At 67.2% G+C, this 13,867-nt stretch carries 11 protein-coding genes (1 of these 11 running past the window's edge); 5 read left to right on the forward strand and 6 right to left on the reverse strand.

What is annotated here, in order from left to right; translation table 11 throughout:
• The first annotated feature begins 27 nt into the window (after positions 1-27).
• On the forward strand, positions 28-2,418 hold the full coding sequence (locus DFLDMN_RS15230) for a di-heme oxidoredictase family protein (RefSeq protein WP_423195752.1): 2,391 nt from the start codon (positions 28-30) through the stop codon (positions 2,416-2,418).
• The gene (locus DFLDMN_RS15235) at positions 2,415-3,419 is read left to right on the forward strand and encodes a glycoside hydrolase family protein (RefSeq protein WP_423195753.1); all 1,005 of its coding nucleotides are present in this window, start codon (positions 2,415-2,417) and stop codon (positions 3,417-3,419) included. The genes DFLDMN_RS15230 and DFLDMN_RS15235 overlap by 4 nt, the downstream gene beginning before the upstream one ends.
• Before the next feature lie 43 nt (positions 3,420-3,462).
• Here the strand turns inward: DFLDMN_RS15235 and DFLDMN_RS15240 are convergent, their stop codons facing one another.
• From DFLDMN_RS15240 to DFLDMN_RS15250, 3 genes are all read right to left on the reverse strand, one after another.
• Positions 3,463-4,641 (reverse strand): alpha/beta fold hydrolase, encoded by a 1,179-nt coding sequence (locus tag DFLDMN_RS15240; RefSeq protein WP_423195754.1) that lies wholly within the window; start codon positions 4,639-4,641, stop codon positions 3,463-3,465.
• 95 nt (positions 4,642-4,736) lie between these two features.
• The gene (locus tag DFLDMN_RS15245) at positions 4,737-5,936 is read right to left on the reverse strand and encodes a helix-turn-helix transcriptional regulator (RefSeq protein WP_423195755.1); all 1,200 of its coding nucleotides are present in this window, start codon (positions 5,934-5,936) and stop codon (positions 4,737-4,739) included.
• Between the two features lie 437 nt (positions 5,937-6,373).
• Positions 6,374-8,767, reverse strand: coding sequence for a mechanosensitive ion channel family protein (locus tag DFLDMN_RS15250; protein WP_423195756.1), 2,394 nt, complete (start codon positions 8,765-8,767; stop codon positions 6,374-6,376).
• A gap of 175 nt (positions 8,768-8,942) precedes the next feature.
• Here DFLDMN_RS15250 and DFLDMN_RS15255 point away from each other — a divergent pair, with 175 nt between their 5' ends.
• Together DFLDMN_RS15255 and DFLDMN_RS15260 are read left to right on the forward strand one after the other, a co-directional pair.
• Positions 8,943-9,692 carry an SDR family oxidoreductase gene (locus DFLDMN_RS15255; RefSeq protein WP_423195757.1) on the forward strand — a complete coding sequence of 250 codons (750 nt, stop codon included), beginning with the start codon at positions 8,943-8,945 and terminating at the stop codon, positions 9,690-9,692.
• Between the two features lie 255 nt (positions 9,693-9,947).
• The gene (locus tag DFLDMN_RS15260; RefSeq protein ID WP_423195758.1) at positions 9,948-10,409 is read left to right on the forward strand and encodes a hypothetical protein; all 462 of its coding nucleotides are present in this window, start codon (positions 9,948-9,950) and stop codon (positions 10,407-10,409) included.
• A gap of 77 nt (positions 10,410-10,486) precedes the next feature.
• Here the strand turns inward: DFLDMN_RS15260 and DFLDMN_RS15265 are convergent, their stop codons facing one another.
• Entirely contained in the window at positions 10,487-11,170 is a 684-nt protein-coding gene (locus tag DFLDMN_RS15265) for a histidine phosphatase family protein (RefSeq protein ID WP_423195759.1), read from the reverse strand.
• A gap of 254 nt (positions 11,171-11,424) precedes the next feature.
• On the opposite strand from DFLDMN_RS15265, the gene DFLDMN_RS15270 reads away from it, so the two are divergent.
• Positions 11,425-13,197, forward strand: a complete 1,773-nt coding sequence (locus tag DFLDMN_RS15270) for an ATP-binding protein (protein ID WP_423195760.1) — start codon at positions 11,425-11,427, stop codon at positions 13,195-13,197.
• A 9-nt stretch (positions 13,198-13,206) separates the two neighbouring features.
• Here DFLDMN_RS15270 and DFLDMN_RS15275 read toward each other — a convergent pair whose 3' ends face one another.
• Both DFLDMN_RS15275 and DFLDMN_RS15280 read right to left on the reverse strand, forming a co-directional pair.
• Positions 13,207-13,635 (reverse strand): hypothetical protein, encoded by a 429-nt coding sequence (locus DFLDMN_RS15275; protein ID WP_423195761.1) that lies wholly within the window; start codon positions 13,633-13,635, stop codon positions 13,207-13,209.
• Between the two features lie 142 nt (positions 13,636-13,777).
• Positions 13,778-13,867 carry the 3' end of an exonuclease domain-containing protein gene (locus DFLDMN_RS15280; protein ID WP_423195762.1) on the reverse strand. The gene runs 1,557 nt beyond the window's last position, so the window shows 90 of its 1,647 coding nt (coding positions 1,558-1,647); its start codon lies off the right edge, out of view; its stop codon occupies positions 13,778-13,780.

Raw genomic sequence — 13,867 nt, forward strand, 5'->3', positions numbered from 1 at the left:
AAAACGGCGCACCGATAAAAAGGGTCAATGATGGATCATAACAATCAGGCGCCGTCGCGCTGGACGACGGTCGCCCGCGGCTGGCTGGGCGCTGGCGTGATGACGTGCATGCTTGCCTTGTCGGCCTGTGGCGGGGGCGATGGCTCCGGCGCAGCGGGCACTAACTCACCCAACGGCAGCGGCGGCAACGGTACGCCTGCTGTGCCGCTTCCGGTCGGCGCCTTCCAGCCGCTTAGCTGGTCGAATCTCGAGCCTGCCACGCAATACGCGCTGGCGGACGGCACCTTGGTCACGCGCATTGGCGGGCGCGTGCGCGATCGCCACGCGCGCGAGCAGTCCGAAACCGGCACCAATGCCGGCGGCGATCTGTATGGCATTTTCGCGCCCCATTATTTCGAGCGGCGCACGCACGCCATCACCATTTACGACAATGTATCGCCGACCAATCCGGCAGAGCGAATCCTCACATTAGTGGTGGTGCCGCAATGGTGGATGTACGGTACCAATTTCCGCTTCGGCTTTATCGGCCGCCGCGATGGCGACGATCCCGGTCCGACCGCGGTGGCGCTCTACGGCGACAACGGCGGCCTGAAGCGTCTGCCGGTGGGCATGCTCAAGAATGGGCAGGAGCTCAAGACGCCGCTGGCCAGTTACGACAGCCTGGGTGAGGATCCCGACAGCAATTACGACACCGATCTCAACGTGCCGCCGCAGGACGGCGAGTTCGTGCTGGTCAAGCAGATCAAGACACTGCCGCGCCTGAACCGCGGTCTGCAGAACGGCGATCTCGTCGAATTCGAACTCGGCATCTTCCTCGCCGGCAACCAGGGCGATGCGCTCGGCCGCTTCAACTACTACGCCGACGTCATCACCTACAAGGTCGGCGCGACCGGTGTGGTGCCGTGGTTCCGCGGCCCCTGCTGCGACGCCGCGGCGATTCCATGGGATACCCGCCTGCTGCCGGTCGAGGCGATGGCCGGTGGCCCGCTGATGACGCTGCACGAGGACACCTCGCACGAGCCGGAGATGCAGTTGCTGCAAGCCGCGCCGAATATCGCCGGGCGCAATATCCAGCCGTTCGTCGAGGGCCGCCGCCTGTTCCATTCGTCGTTCCTGACCGGCGCACACGTGGAGGCCGGCAACCCCACGTTGTTCGACAAGCTGGCCAACCGTGCCGGCCCGAAATTCCAGGAGGCGGCCTGCGTGCAATGCCATACCAACAACGGCAAGAGCACGCCCGGCTTCAACCTGCCGCTCAACAATATGGTCGTGCTGACCGGCAGCACCGACCCCAATGGCAACGTGGTGCCGGACAGCCGCTTTGGCGGCCGCATCTGGCAAGGCCTGGTGACCGATGGCGGCAAGACCTACGACGGCCGCAACGGCATCCTGCGCATCACCAGCTACAGGAACACCGACGGCAAGTATGCGGACGGCACCGCGTACACGCTGCAGACACCGGTCTATACGCTGACCGACGTCAACGGCAACGTGCTGCCGCTGCCGGAGCGCCTGTCGGTACGCAGCTCGCCCCACCTGGTCGGCATGGGCCTGCTGGAAGCGGTACCCGAAGCCACGCTGGTGGCGCTCGCGCAGGCCAGCGCCAGCGATCCGGACGGCACCGTGGGGCGCGTGCAGATCGTGCCCGATGCGCGGGACCCGCGCATTCCGCGCGTGGGCCGCTTCGGCTGGAAGGCATCGTCGTCGACCGTGCTGCAGCAAACCGTCGACGCGCTCAACGGCGATATGGGGGTGACTACCAGCCTGTTGCCGCAGCACTTCTGCGGACGCGCCACCGGCGGCAGCGATTGCCGCGCGGCCGATGCCAGCAGCCCGGAGCTTGGCGATGCCGACGTGGACCTCATCACGCATTACCTGAGCCTGCTGGGCGTGCCGGCACAGCGGCACTTCAAGGGCCAGCAGTTCAATGGCGTGGCGGCGCCGGCCATCGTCGAGCAGCTCAAGCAGGGCGGCGGCGCGGTGGTGGCCGCTCAGCAGGCCGAGAGCCGCGCGCAGGATCGCGTCGCGCGTGGCGCGCAGCTGTTCGCGCAGGCGCGCTGCGCATCGTGTCATACCGCATCGCTGACCACTGGCGGCGCCCACAAGTTTGCCGAACTGCGCAATCAGCTCATTCATCCGTACACGGACCTGCTGCTGCATGACATGGGGGCCGAGCTCGCCGACAACTATCCGCAGGGCAATGCCTCGGGCGCCGAATGGCGCACGGCGCCGCTGTGGGGGCTGGGCCTGCTGGCCAGCATCGATCCGAACACGCGTTATCTCCACGACGGCCGCGCCCGCACCGTCGCGGAAGCCATCCTGTGGCATGGCGGGCAAGGCAGCGCGGCACGCGACCGCTTCAGGTCGATGAGCGCCGATGACCGTCAGCAACTGATTGAATTTATCAACTCGCTATGAACCAGACCTGGAAATGGGCCGCCCGCTGGCTAGGCGCCGCGGCCATCGTGATGACCCTGGCCGCGTGCGGCGGTGGCGGCGATGATGCTGGCGCCGGGGGTGGCGGCAATGGCGCGCCGGCCTCGGACGGCAACGGCAGCACCGGTGGTAGCGGCGGCACGGGTGGCAGCGGCGGCACGGGCGGTACGGGTGGCAGCGGTGGCAGCGGCGGCACGCCCGGCGTGACCAAAAGCGCCAAGCGCGGCGTGGCCTACGACCTTCGCAGCGCCAACGACTTCAAGGCGCTCGCCCCCGGGGTGAGCTGGTGGTACAACTGGGGCTCGCAGCCCAACGGCACGGCCGCTGCCGATACCACCACCGCGTACGGCATGGACTACATTCCCATGCTGTGGAATGGCAACTTCGACGCCAACGCCGTGGAGACCTACCTGCGCGCGCACCCCAACATCAAGTACCTGTTGCTGCTGAACGAGCCCAACCTCGGCGGGCAGGCCAACCTGACCCCCCACGACGCCGCCGCGCTGTGGCCGCGATACGAGGCGGTGGCCGCGCACACCGGCGTCAAGCTGGTCGGGCCCGCGATCACGTGGGGCGACATGGGCAACGGCTTCAACGACCCCGTGGTGTGGATGGACACGTTCTACACCGAATACCGCGCGGCCAATGCCAACCGCGATCCGCAGATCGACTACATCGCGTTCCACTGGTACGACTATGGCCTGTCCGGCCAGCTCGACCGGTTGAGAAAATACGGCAAGCCGTTCTGGGTGACCGAGTTCGCCAACTGGCATACCGGCGACGGCGCTGCCGCGATCGACACGCCGGAAAAGCAGATCGCGCAGATGAAGGATATGGTCGCCACCTGCGAGCAGCGCACCGATGTGTTCCGCTATGCCTGGTTCACCGGCCGCTGGGACAACGACACGCACTTCTCGAGCCTGCTCGGCGCGGACGGTCAACTGACCGATCTCGGCAAGACCTACATCGGCCTGCCGTTCTGATCGCCACCCCGGGCGCTCCGTGGCGGGGCGCCCGGGGGCACCCTCACTTCACCTTCGCCAGTCCTTCCAGCAGCGCCCTGTGGAACGCTTGCGGATCCTGCATCTGCGGCGCATGCCCGAGCTCGGGAAACTCCACCAGGGTCGCGTTCGGCAGGGCCTTTGCGGCGGCCTTGGCGAGTTCCGGGTAGCGGCCCAGCGTGGGCCGGATTTCCGGCGGCGCGGCATCCTTGCCGATCGCGGTGGTGTCCTTGTCGCCGATCAGCAGCAGCGTCGGCGTCCGGATTGCCCCAAGTTCGTACACCACCGGCTGCGTGTAGATCATGTCGTACAGCAGCGCGGAATTCCACGCCACTACCTGCTTGCCGGGACCGCGATAGAGGCCGGCGAGCATCTGCACCCACGGCTCGTACTCGGGCTTCCACTGCCCGACGTAGTACGTGGATTGCTCATAGCGCCGGATGCGGTCGGCGGTCGTATTCAGTTCGCGTTCGTACCACTGGTTGACCGATAGCGAGGGTACACCCTTGGCCTTCCAGTCCTCGAGGCCAATCGGATTCACCAGCACCAGCTGTTGCGTCTCCTTGGGATACATCAGCGCGTAGCGCATGGCCAGCATGCCGCCGGTGGAATGCCCGACGATGGTGGCCTGCCCGATGCCAAGCGAAGTCAGCAACGCATGCGTATTGCGCGCGAGCTGCTGGAACGTGTACTGGTAATGCGCGGGTTTGGTCGACTTGCAAAAGCCGATCTGATCGGGTGCGATCACGCGATAGCCGGCCCCGCTCAGTTGCTGGATAGTCTCCTGCCAGGTGGCCGCGCAGAAATTCTTGCCATGCAGCAGCACCACGGCGCGGCCATTCGGTCGCGCGGGTTGCACGTCCATATAGGCCATCTGCATCGGCTCGCCCTGCGACGTAAAGGCATAGCGTTGCACCGGCGCCGGATAGTCGAACCCTTCCAGTTCCTGGCCATAGGCCGGTCCATCGTCGGCGGCGGCGCGGGTAGCTACCGGTAGCATCAGCGCGCCGGCGCACAGCGCGGCAATGCAAGATGTCTGTAAGATCTGGCGAAAAAGAGGGGGCAAGGGAAGCGGCATGGGGCGGGCTTGTGGGTCGGGAGAGAGGTGAGGATGGTCGCACAACAGACCAGATCGCGCCGTGCGAAGTTCCACCGCCATCCGCCCGCTCCGTGGCATCGCTCGCGCAGCCATGCCTGGCGGCATGCCGCCAGGCGCAGCCGCACCTGATGCAGCCGCACCTGATGCAGCCGCACCTGATGCAGCCGTACCCCAGGCAGCCGTACCTAGGGCAGCCGTACCTAGGGCAGCCGGGCCTGGCGCGGCCGCGCCGTCGAGGTCGCGCCGGCGCGGTCAAGGTCCACGCCAGGCAGCAGATGCAGCAACCGTACCAGTTCCGACTGCCGATGCGTGCCGGTCTTGCGCAGCGTATCGCGGATATGTACGCGCACCGTATGCGGCGAGAGGAATTCGCGCTCGGCAATCTCGTTGAGCGTTTCGCCGGCGGCGAGCCGGATCGCGATAATGCTCTCCTTGCGCGACAGGCCAAACAGCGAGGTCAGGACGGCGGCGTCGAGCACCGAGCGCGATTCCGAATTGCCCATCAGCAGCATCGCGGCCGGCAATTGCCACGGTCCTTCCACCGGCTGGCGCGACACCAGCGGCATGACGATCAACGGCACCGGTTGCCCGCCCGACGTGATATGCATCCACGAGCCGGCCGCGGCACCGCCGTTGCGGCCGCCATGCACGGCCGCTTCGAGCAGCCGGGTCAGCACTGCCTGCAAGGCCTCGGTGCGCGCGCGCAGCACGCCATGCTCGAGCGCGAGATGCGCGTCCGCCTGCACCAGCGACTCGGCCCAGCTGTTGGCGTACCGTACGCGCAGATCCGCCTGCAGGACCATCACGCCAAAGTCCAGCGTGTCGAGTCCGGCCAGGCCCATCGAGGCCAGTCCGCTCAGCTCGAAATTGCGATGCTGCATGCGCGCCGCGCGGGCCCAGTGCGGCATGACGTGGGCCAGGCGGCGTTCGCGATGATCCTCGGTCAGGGTGTCGCCATGCAGGGTCGCGCCGGCATGCGCACTGGCGCTCATCAGCACGCATACGTCGGCGGTATCGAACAGGCGGACGCCTTGCTCGAGTCCATGGCAATCGTAGGTGGCGCAACGCACGGGCGGCGGTGCGGCCACCAGCGCGGTGCCATGCGCGGCAACCTGCGTGGCGAGCATCGCGGTCTCGCGTACGTCCTGTTCGATATAGGCCGGCAGCACGCGCATGGAGTCGGGCATCGTGCTGGCACTGGTAAAGCATCCATGCGGGGTGACGCCCAGGCGTGCCTGGCCGGCGAGCTTGTCCCAGATCAGATAGCGCGGACTCGCGGTACAGGTATAGCGGGAAAACAGATCGAGGGCGGCTGGCATGGCAGCCACGTCCATGGCGGACTCGTAGATGCAATCGACCAGACGATGAAAGTCGTCGTCGGCAGACGGGTGTTCGCCCATAATGATTTCCCCCGGTGGCAAACGCCTTTTTCCCCATGGCCACTGCAGCGAGGCGTGGCCCTTTTATGTGTACTGACTGATATGTCCCGACTACCGTCGTGCCGGCACGTCCCGGCGCCGACACCAGCGATATGCGATGGCTGGCTTACTCGGAGACAATGAAACAATGATCGTGCAAAACGTGGGCTGCGGAAAATCCCGCATTCGAGGGGACCGGTCGGGAACCGGCGTCAACCCGCGTCCCGCCCATCTCTGGCCCTTCTGCTGCCTGTCTGCTACCCGTCTCCTGCCCGTCTCCTACTCGTCTCCCAGCGCGTCGATGGCACGCTGACAATTCCGCGAGATAGTACCCGCCGGTAGAAAGAATGGAAACTTTCGTGGGCGCGTCAACGCGCGCAGTTTGCGCAAAAGCGACAACCCTGTGACAAACGCGTCCGCTAGGCAGAATCGGCCGGGCTCTGCGTGACGAGTTGTGCGCCCGCACCGCCGCCCGCGGCGATGGCCTCGGTGGTACCGATATCCGACTGCATGCGGGCCACGCCGCCATCGACCTGCACCGTCACGCGCGGAGCCGCCAGGCGAATGCCGGCCGCATCGAAATTGCGCTTGAGCCGCACATTGAACGCACGCGTGATGTCGGCCTGCGTGAGCGGTCGCGTCTTGAATTGGGCCAGTACGACCAGTCCATTCGGGTCGAAACGGTCGAGCCCGAGAATGTCGAGGCTCGACAGCAGGTTGCGCCCGAAGCGATGGTCGCGCGCCACTTCCGCGCCCGTGCTGCGAATGATCTCCAGTGCGCGATCGAAGTCGCTGTCGTACGCCACCGAGATATTGAATACCGCATAGGCAAAGCCGCGCGACAGGTTCTTGACCGCCTTGATCTGGCTGTAAGGCAGCGTATGCAGCGCGCCCTTGCCGTCGCGCAGGCGTACGGTGCGGATGGTCATGCCTTCCACCACGCCAGCGTGATCGGGCAGTTCGATCGAATCACCGATGGCGATGGAGTCCTCGATCACGATAAACAGTCCGGTGATCAGGTCCTGCACCAGGCTCTGCGCACCAAAGCCGATGGCCAGGCCCACCACGCCCGCGCCGGCCAGCAGCGGCGTGACATTGACGCCAAGATTGGCCAGCACCGCGATCAGCGCAATCACCAGCAGCGCCACGAACGAGGCATTGCGCACCAGCGGCAGGATGGTGCGCGCGCGCAGGCTCGGCTGCTGACCCGCGCGGCCGTGCGTGGGCGAGAGGGTCTGGGTCAGCGCGGTATCGATCAGCAGCCAGCACAGCCATGCGAGCAGGATGATCGACGTCACGCTCACCGCGGCGCGCAGCACATGTCGCCCCAGGATGGTCGACTCGGCCACCTGCATCAGCGAGGTGTTCCAGACCCGCGCGTTGATTTCGAGAAACACGAACCAGATCACCACGCGCACGAGCGCCACCGCGAAGCGGCCGAAGCGTGCGATATAGGCCGAGCGGCGGCGGTCGCGCAGCCGCGGCGGCCGCACGGTTGCCTTGGGCGAGCGGCCCACGATCAGCGTGAGCAACATGGCGGCCACGAACAGCGTGACGGTGACCACCACGCGCCGCAGGATTTCGTCGGCGCGGCCGCTGGCCATCAGCGTGCCCACCACCGAGGCAAATGCCACCGCCAGTACAGGCAGGTGCCAGGCTTCGCCGGCCAGGCGCAGCATATCCATCCAGGCAGGATAGGATTGCCGCGTCGCCAGCGGCCGAAAGGCGATCAGCTGGCCGATCTGCCGGCGAAAGCGCACGGCAAAGACGCAGATCAGCAGCGCCGCCAGGATATTGGCGAAGGTACCCACCAGCGCGGACAGATTGACGCCGATCGCCTCGACCACGCGTCCGTCGGTCGACACTTCGCCCAGCGCGGCCAGCGCGCCGGTGCAGAACAGCAGTTTGCGCGAGTGCCGCAACAGGTCGCGCACCGCATGGGCGCGATGGGCCGACGAGAACACCGCGAAAATGACCTGGCAGACCGACGCCAGCAATGCGCCCGCAACAATGGCAAAGGCCACGAGCACGCCGGCCAGGCTGGCCGGTGTCCGGGCAAAGACCTGGTAGCTCAGGATCAGCGTCAGGCCGAACGCCACCACCCATGGACCGATGCGGCGCATGAAATAGACGCCGACATCGATCCACGACGGCACGGCGGGCAGTTCCGACTTGCGCGCGCGCTGCAGCCGACGCTGGTAGTAGCGCCGCTCGAGTTCCCACAGCAGCCATCCGGTCAGTGCCCACGCCAACAGCACCGTGACGAATTCGCGTACCGATGCGATGACCGGCCGCGTGTCGTGCAGGGTCAGCGCCGCATGCCATTCATCGCCGGCAAAGCCGAGGCGCCAGCGCCAGTATTGCCAGGGCCCGCGCGGCTGACTGAGATTGTGATCCACCTCGCCCAGCGCCTTGGCGACCGCGCCGATCAGGCCCGGCTGGACATCGCTAGCCGCGGCATGGGCGGCGTCGGCGGCGGCGCCTGAAGCGTCCAGCCCGTGCCGCAGGGTCTTCAGCTGGTCCAGCAGGGCCTGGCGCTGGCTATCGTTCTGCAGCGTGCCGATGACCTGGTCCAGCGACTGCGCCAGCGGCTGGCTGGCGGCGGGCGCCGATGCCGAAGCGGAGGCGCTGTTTTTCAACTGCTCGGCGGCGGCCACCAGCGGATTGACCGCGCCCGCCGCCCGGACTGGCGCGGGCAGCGTCAGCCACGCCAGCGCGGCCGCCGTCAGCAACGCCAGACGCGTCACGGACGGGCACAGCAAACGGGCCGCGCGGAGCAGGGCAGCCATGGGCAGGAAGGGGGCAATCGACATGCGCGTCACTGTAGCGCATTGCGCCATGCGCAGCGCACCGCGTGATGTGCGGGCCTATTGTTCGTTAAATTCGGATAGTAAAGCCGAGATGCATGGGATTATCTTTCTTATTCGGTCGTCCATAGTGTCACCAAGCGCGACGGAGTGACCGCCGCCCATCCACCGGAGAATCCACATGAACACCAATACCCAAACCAGTCCCAAGGTCGCTCTCGTGACCGGCGGCTCGCGCGGCATCGGCGCCGCCATCGTCGAACGCCTGGCACGCGACGGCTTTACCGTCGTCATCAACTTCGCGGGCAGCACCGCCGAGGCCGAGGCGCTCGCGGCGCGCGTCACCAAGGCCGGCGGCCGCGCCCTGACGGCGCAGGCCGACGTGAGCGATTCCGCCGCCGTGGCCCGCATGTTCGAGGCCGCGGAAACCGCCTACGGCGGCGTGGACGTGCTGGTCAACAGCGCGGGCATCATGAAGCTGTCCACGCTCGCGGAAACCGAGGACGCGGTGTTCGACCAGCAGGTAGCCATCAACCTCAAGGGCACCTTCAATACCCTGCGCGAGGCCGCCCGCCGCCTGCGTAACGGTGGCCGCATCATCAACGTCTCCAGCACCCAGGTGGCGCTGACCCACCCGACCTACGCCACCTACGCCGCCACCAAGGCCGGGGTGGAAGCGATGACGCACGTGCTGACCAAGGAGCTGCGCGGGCGCAATATCACGGTCAATGCCGTGGCTCCGGGGCCGATCGCCACCCAACTGTTCTTGCACGGCAAGACCGAGGAAGTCATCCAGCGCTATACCAAGCTGCCGCCGCTCGAGCGCCTGGGCCAGCCGGAAGAAGTGGCCGCCGTGGTATCGATGCTCGCCGGCCCCGACGGTTCGTGGGTCAACGGCCAGGTCCTGCGCGTGAATGGCGGCGTGGCCTGAACCCAGCCCGCCCCACCTCCACCTCACATCCACCACATCCACGCCGACGCGCGCCAGAGGGGCCTTGCCATGACATCGCGGCGCGGCGTGGTCCGCCCCCTGTTCTCCTGCGTCCTGTGTATCGTATGTGTCGCTGGCCTGTCGCTGTCCATGCTGGCTGCGTGCGGCCGGATCGGCTGCAACAGGGGCGGCAACAGCGGCAGCAACAGGGGCGAGGACATTGCGCAAGCCAGGCCCGCGCCCGGAGATCCAGCCATGAAGTCATCGGTCACCTATCTTCACCTGCTGCGCAAGACGCCGTTCTTCACGGCGCTGGATACCGGTCAGCTGCGCTGGACCATCGACCATTCGCGCGAATGGGAGGCCGAGGCGGGCACCGTGATCGCCAGTTGCGACTCCGGAGACCGCGGTGGCAACGACGCGGGCGCGCATGAGGATGCGTTCTGGATCCTGCTCGACGGCGGCTGGCGGCTGGAGGTCGACGGCCAGGTCCACCCCGCGGGACATGCCGATCCGGGCAAGTGGTTCAGCGCGGTCGCGGCGCGCGGACCATGCCGCCTGGTCGCCACCGAGCACAGCTACGTCATGCGCATTACGCGCGCCGATATGGATGACATGCTGTCGCGCCGCTTCGGCTTCGACCAGCATCTGCGCGAAGGCTGGGCCTATTACGACGCGATCTTCGGACGCAAGACATCGGCCGCCGCCGCGGGCTGAAGCGACCGCGGCACTCGGCTTGCCGGGCCCGGGCCCGGGCCCGCTGCCCGCGCAAGACGCACATCAGGCGGCGTCACTTATGCAAAGGTAATCGCGGCGCGACGCTCCGGTGCCTCGAGATGGGGCACGCTGTTGAAGCTGAGCAGGCGCTGCGTCGCGCGGCCGACGATGATCTCGCAGAAGGCCGTATTGCGGAACTGCAGGTTCAGCTCGATCGCGGTGGCGGTCGGGGCGCCGAGCAGGTCGGCCACCGCACGGCCGATCGCACCGCCGGAACTCACCACCAGCAGCGCGTCGTCGCGGGTGGCGTCGGTCGTCACCTGCCGCATCGCGTCGCGCATGCGCCCGCCAAAGTCGCTCCACGACTCCGGCATGCCATCGAGGCGATCTTCGGTCCAGGCCTGGAACGCGCTGCGGAACGTGCGCCAGTAATCCTGGTAATCGCCGTTCTGGTGCGCACGATGATCGCCGCCCTGCGTAAAGCTGCGATAGAGCGCCTCACCATCGTATTCGTTGAGGCCCGCATGGGTTTCGATCGACGCGCTGGCCGCCTCGTCCAGCCCCATGCCGGCCAGGATCTCGCTCGCGGTGTCCTGCTGGCGCACCAGCGTACCGGCCATCACGCGGCGGAACGCCAGGCCGCGCGCACGAAAATACTCGCCGAGCCAGCGTGCCTGCTGGCGGCCCGTGGCGGAGAGGCAATCGTAGTTTTCCGCCCCGAACGAGGCTTGTCCATGCCGGACCAGGAACAGCGTGGCCATGAGAGTCGTGGGCAGATAGCGATAGCGGCGATTCTAGAAGCCGCGACCCGCCGCGGCCAAGCCTGCCACGCCAGAATTCATACGGGGTATTGCCGCGCTGCATGGGGGGTATCGGGCGTTATGCGGAGGTGCTATATATGCGCCATACTCTCGCCGCGACAATCCCGATCCGCGTGCACGCCAATCGTCAACGATCCCGTACCGATCCTGCATTGACCCTCCACTGATCCTCCACTGACCCTCGACTGATCCTCATGACCCAGCCCGGTGGCGGCATCGAGGCCGCGATGGTGCGGCTGTTGTATCGTCAATCGCATGGCATCCTCTTTGCCAATTTCGTGATTCCGGCCGCGGTGGTCTATGCGTTGCGCGACACGGTCGCCATCCACATGCTGTTGGCCTGGATGGGCGCCATCTATCTGCTGACGATCGGCCGCATCGTACTTTCCCTGATGTTCTTCCGCCACGGCGAAAGTCGCGCCACGCCGGGGCAGTGGGTGTTCCGCTTTACCGTGTTCTCGTGGATCTCCGCCGCGTTATGGGGCTTGCTCGGCTCGACGTGGATGCTGCCGCAGGAACCGCAATGGGTCGCGTTTGCGTGCATCGTGCTGGCCGGCATGGCGTGCGGCGCAATGCCGGCGCTCTCCGCGCGGCTTTCGGTCTACCTGGGTTTCATGGCGATCATGGTGGCGCCGTTCATTGTCACCTGCCTCATGCAGCCCGCGCCCATCTACGACGTGTACCTCGCGTTTGCCATCGCGCTCTGCGTCGTCAATGTGTATTTCAGTCGCGTGACGCATCGCAACCTGCTGTCGGGGGTGCAACTCCGCTTCGAGAATCTCGCGCTGATCGCCCAGCTCGAGCGCGAGCGCGACCGCGCCAATGCCGCCAACCTCGCCAAGACGCGCTTTCTTGCCGCGGCCAGCCACGACCTGCGCCAGCCCCTGCACGCGCTGGGCCTGTTATCGGCCTCGTTATCCGCCGTGGCCGAGCGCGGTGATGTCGATGCCGACGGCGCGCGCCAGCTGGGCCGCCGGCTCGATACCACGCTCGAACGCATGGGCGGCCTGCTCGACGGTCTGCTCGATGTATCGCGTCTCGATGCGGGCCTCGTTACCATCCGCCGCCGCCCGCTGCCGCTTGCCACGCTGCTCGACGACATTCGCGACGAATACGAGGAGCAGGCACGCCGCCAGGGCTGCCGGCTCGACGTCGTGGTCACGGAAGCGTGGATCGACAGCGACCCGGAACTGCTGCGGCGCATCCTCGATAACCTGCTCAGCAACGCCATCCGCTATGCGCCGAACGCGCGCATCCTGGTGGGCGCGCGGCGGCGGCCCGGCGCGATGGAGATCCAGGTCATCGACGGCGGTCCCGGCATCGCGCCCGAGCAGCAGGCACTCGTGTTCGAGGAATTTGCCCAGTTGCCCGATGCGCCGGCCGAGCAGGGGCTTGGCCTGGGGCTCGCCATCGTGCGCCGGCTCGCAGGCCTGCTCGGTCATCCAATCCTGCTGCGCTCGACGCCGGGCCGCGGCAGCAATTTCTCGGTCACCGTGCCGCTCGCGCGCGACGTGGCCGCCCCCATGAACATGGATGCGCGAGCGCAAAGCGCCGCCGAATCGTATGGCGTGATGCTGGTGGACGACGATCCGCAGATCCTGGCCGCACTCGGCGACCTGCTCTCGTTCTGGGGCCACGCGGTCTATGCCGGCGCCACGGTGGAAGGCGTCTGCGCCGCGCATCAGCGCGCGCGCGCACGCGGGGACGCACCGGTGCACCTCGTGCTCGCCGACTATCGCCTGGCCGGCCAGATCACTGGCGATCAGGTCATCGGCTGGCTGCGCGAATATCTCGATGCGCCGGTGCCCGGGCTGATCGTGACCGGCGACACCGCACCCGATCGCTTGCGCGCGCTCCATGCCAGCGGCTATCGCGTCCTGCACAAGCCGATCGCGGCGGAGGCCTTGCGCCAGGCGATCGTCGAGACCGTGCGCGACGCCCAGGCCGGGCCGCCGCCGGCTCAATAGACCCCGACCTTATCCCGTGCCGCGGGTGCGGTTCAGCAGCGCCGCGCATCGCCCCACCCACGTTTGCACACAGCACGCCGTGCCGCTCCACTCGCCGCCGGTGACCTTGCCATCGGGGCCCGCCACCAGTTTGCGCTGACACCGGCCGGGCGTTGCGGGCCGCTCCAGACCTGCATCGCGCGGACCGCTGCCGGGCGGATGCGGAGCGGGCACCTCGTCGATCCACACATAAGCCGTGCCGCCGGGCACCGACTGCACGGACAGGGGCGGCCCCCACTGGAGCTTCGCTTCCTCGATCGGCGCCGACTTCCACGAGTCGAAGACGCGCTGCATCGCATCGCCCTCGATACTGGTGCACGCCACCAGGACGAGCAGCGCACCGATGCCGGCGAGGCCGACACGGGTGGCCGGAGTGGGGTGAGGGGGCGACGCGGGCATGGCGGCTCCAGAAGGGAAGGGGCCCTGAGCCGCAGACTAGTCGAGTGCCATCCGGTACGGCAATCCGGCTATGTGGGGCGCCGCACGGAAAATTGCGGCGCGCATGGTTATGCGCAGGGTGATGCCACCATGACGTCAACGACTATGCGAACAGCGGTTCCTGCTGCGGACTGGCCGGGCGCTGCCGGGATCTGCCGGCTGCCGGTGGGCGCACCGCGATGCGCTCCGGCGC

It is taken from the genome of Cupriavidus sp. H19C3 (assembly GCF_049393815.1).
GTDB lineage: Bacteria > Pseudomonadota > Gammaproteobacteria > Burkholderiales > Burkholderiaceae > Cupriavidus.

Bases quoted from the DNA above. Each gene is read 5' to 3' on its own strand.
- DFLDMN_RS15250 (WP_423195756.1), bottom strand. From the start codon at position 8,767: ATGTCGATTGCCCCCTTCCTGCCCATGGCTGCCCTGCTCCGCGCGGCC.
- DFLDMN_RS15230 (WP_423195752.1), top strand. From the start codon at position 28: ATGATGGATCATAACAATCAGGCGCCGTCGCGCTGGACGACGGTCGCC.
- DFLDMN_RS15235 (WP_423195753.1), top strand. From the start codon at position 2,415: ATGAACCAGACCTGGAAATGGGCCGCCCGCTGGCTAGGCGCCGCGGCC.
- DFLDMN_RS15270 (WP_423195760.1), top strand. From the start codon at position 11,425: ATGACCCAGCCCGGTGGCGGCATCGAGGCCGCGATGGTGCGGCTGTTG.
- DFLDMN_RS15245 (WP_423195755.1), bottom strand. From the start codon at position 5,936: ATGGGCGAACACCCGTCTGCCGACGACGACTTTCATCGTCTGGTCGAT.
- DFLDMN_RS15240 (WP_423195754.1), bottom strand. From the start codon at position 4,641: ATGCCGCCAGGCATGGCTGCGCGAGCGATGCCACGGAGCGGGCGGATG.
- DFLDMN_RS15260 (WP_423195758.1), top strand. From the start codon at position 9,948: ATGAAGTCATCGGTCACCTATCTTCACCTGCTGCGCAAGACGCCGTTC.
- DFLDMN_RS15255 (WP_423195757.1), top strand. From the start codon at position 8,943: ATGAACACCAATACCCAAACCAGTCCCAAGGTCGCTCTCGTGACCGGC.
- DFLDMN_RS15265 (WP_423195759.1), bottom strand. From the start codon at position 11,170: ATGGCCACGCTGTTCCTGGTCCGGCATGGACAAGCCTCGTTCGGGGCG.
- DFLDMN_RS15275 (WP_423195761.1), bottom strand. From the start codon at position 13,635: ATGCCCGCGTCGCCCCCTCACCCCACTCCGGCCACCCGTGTCGGCCTC.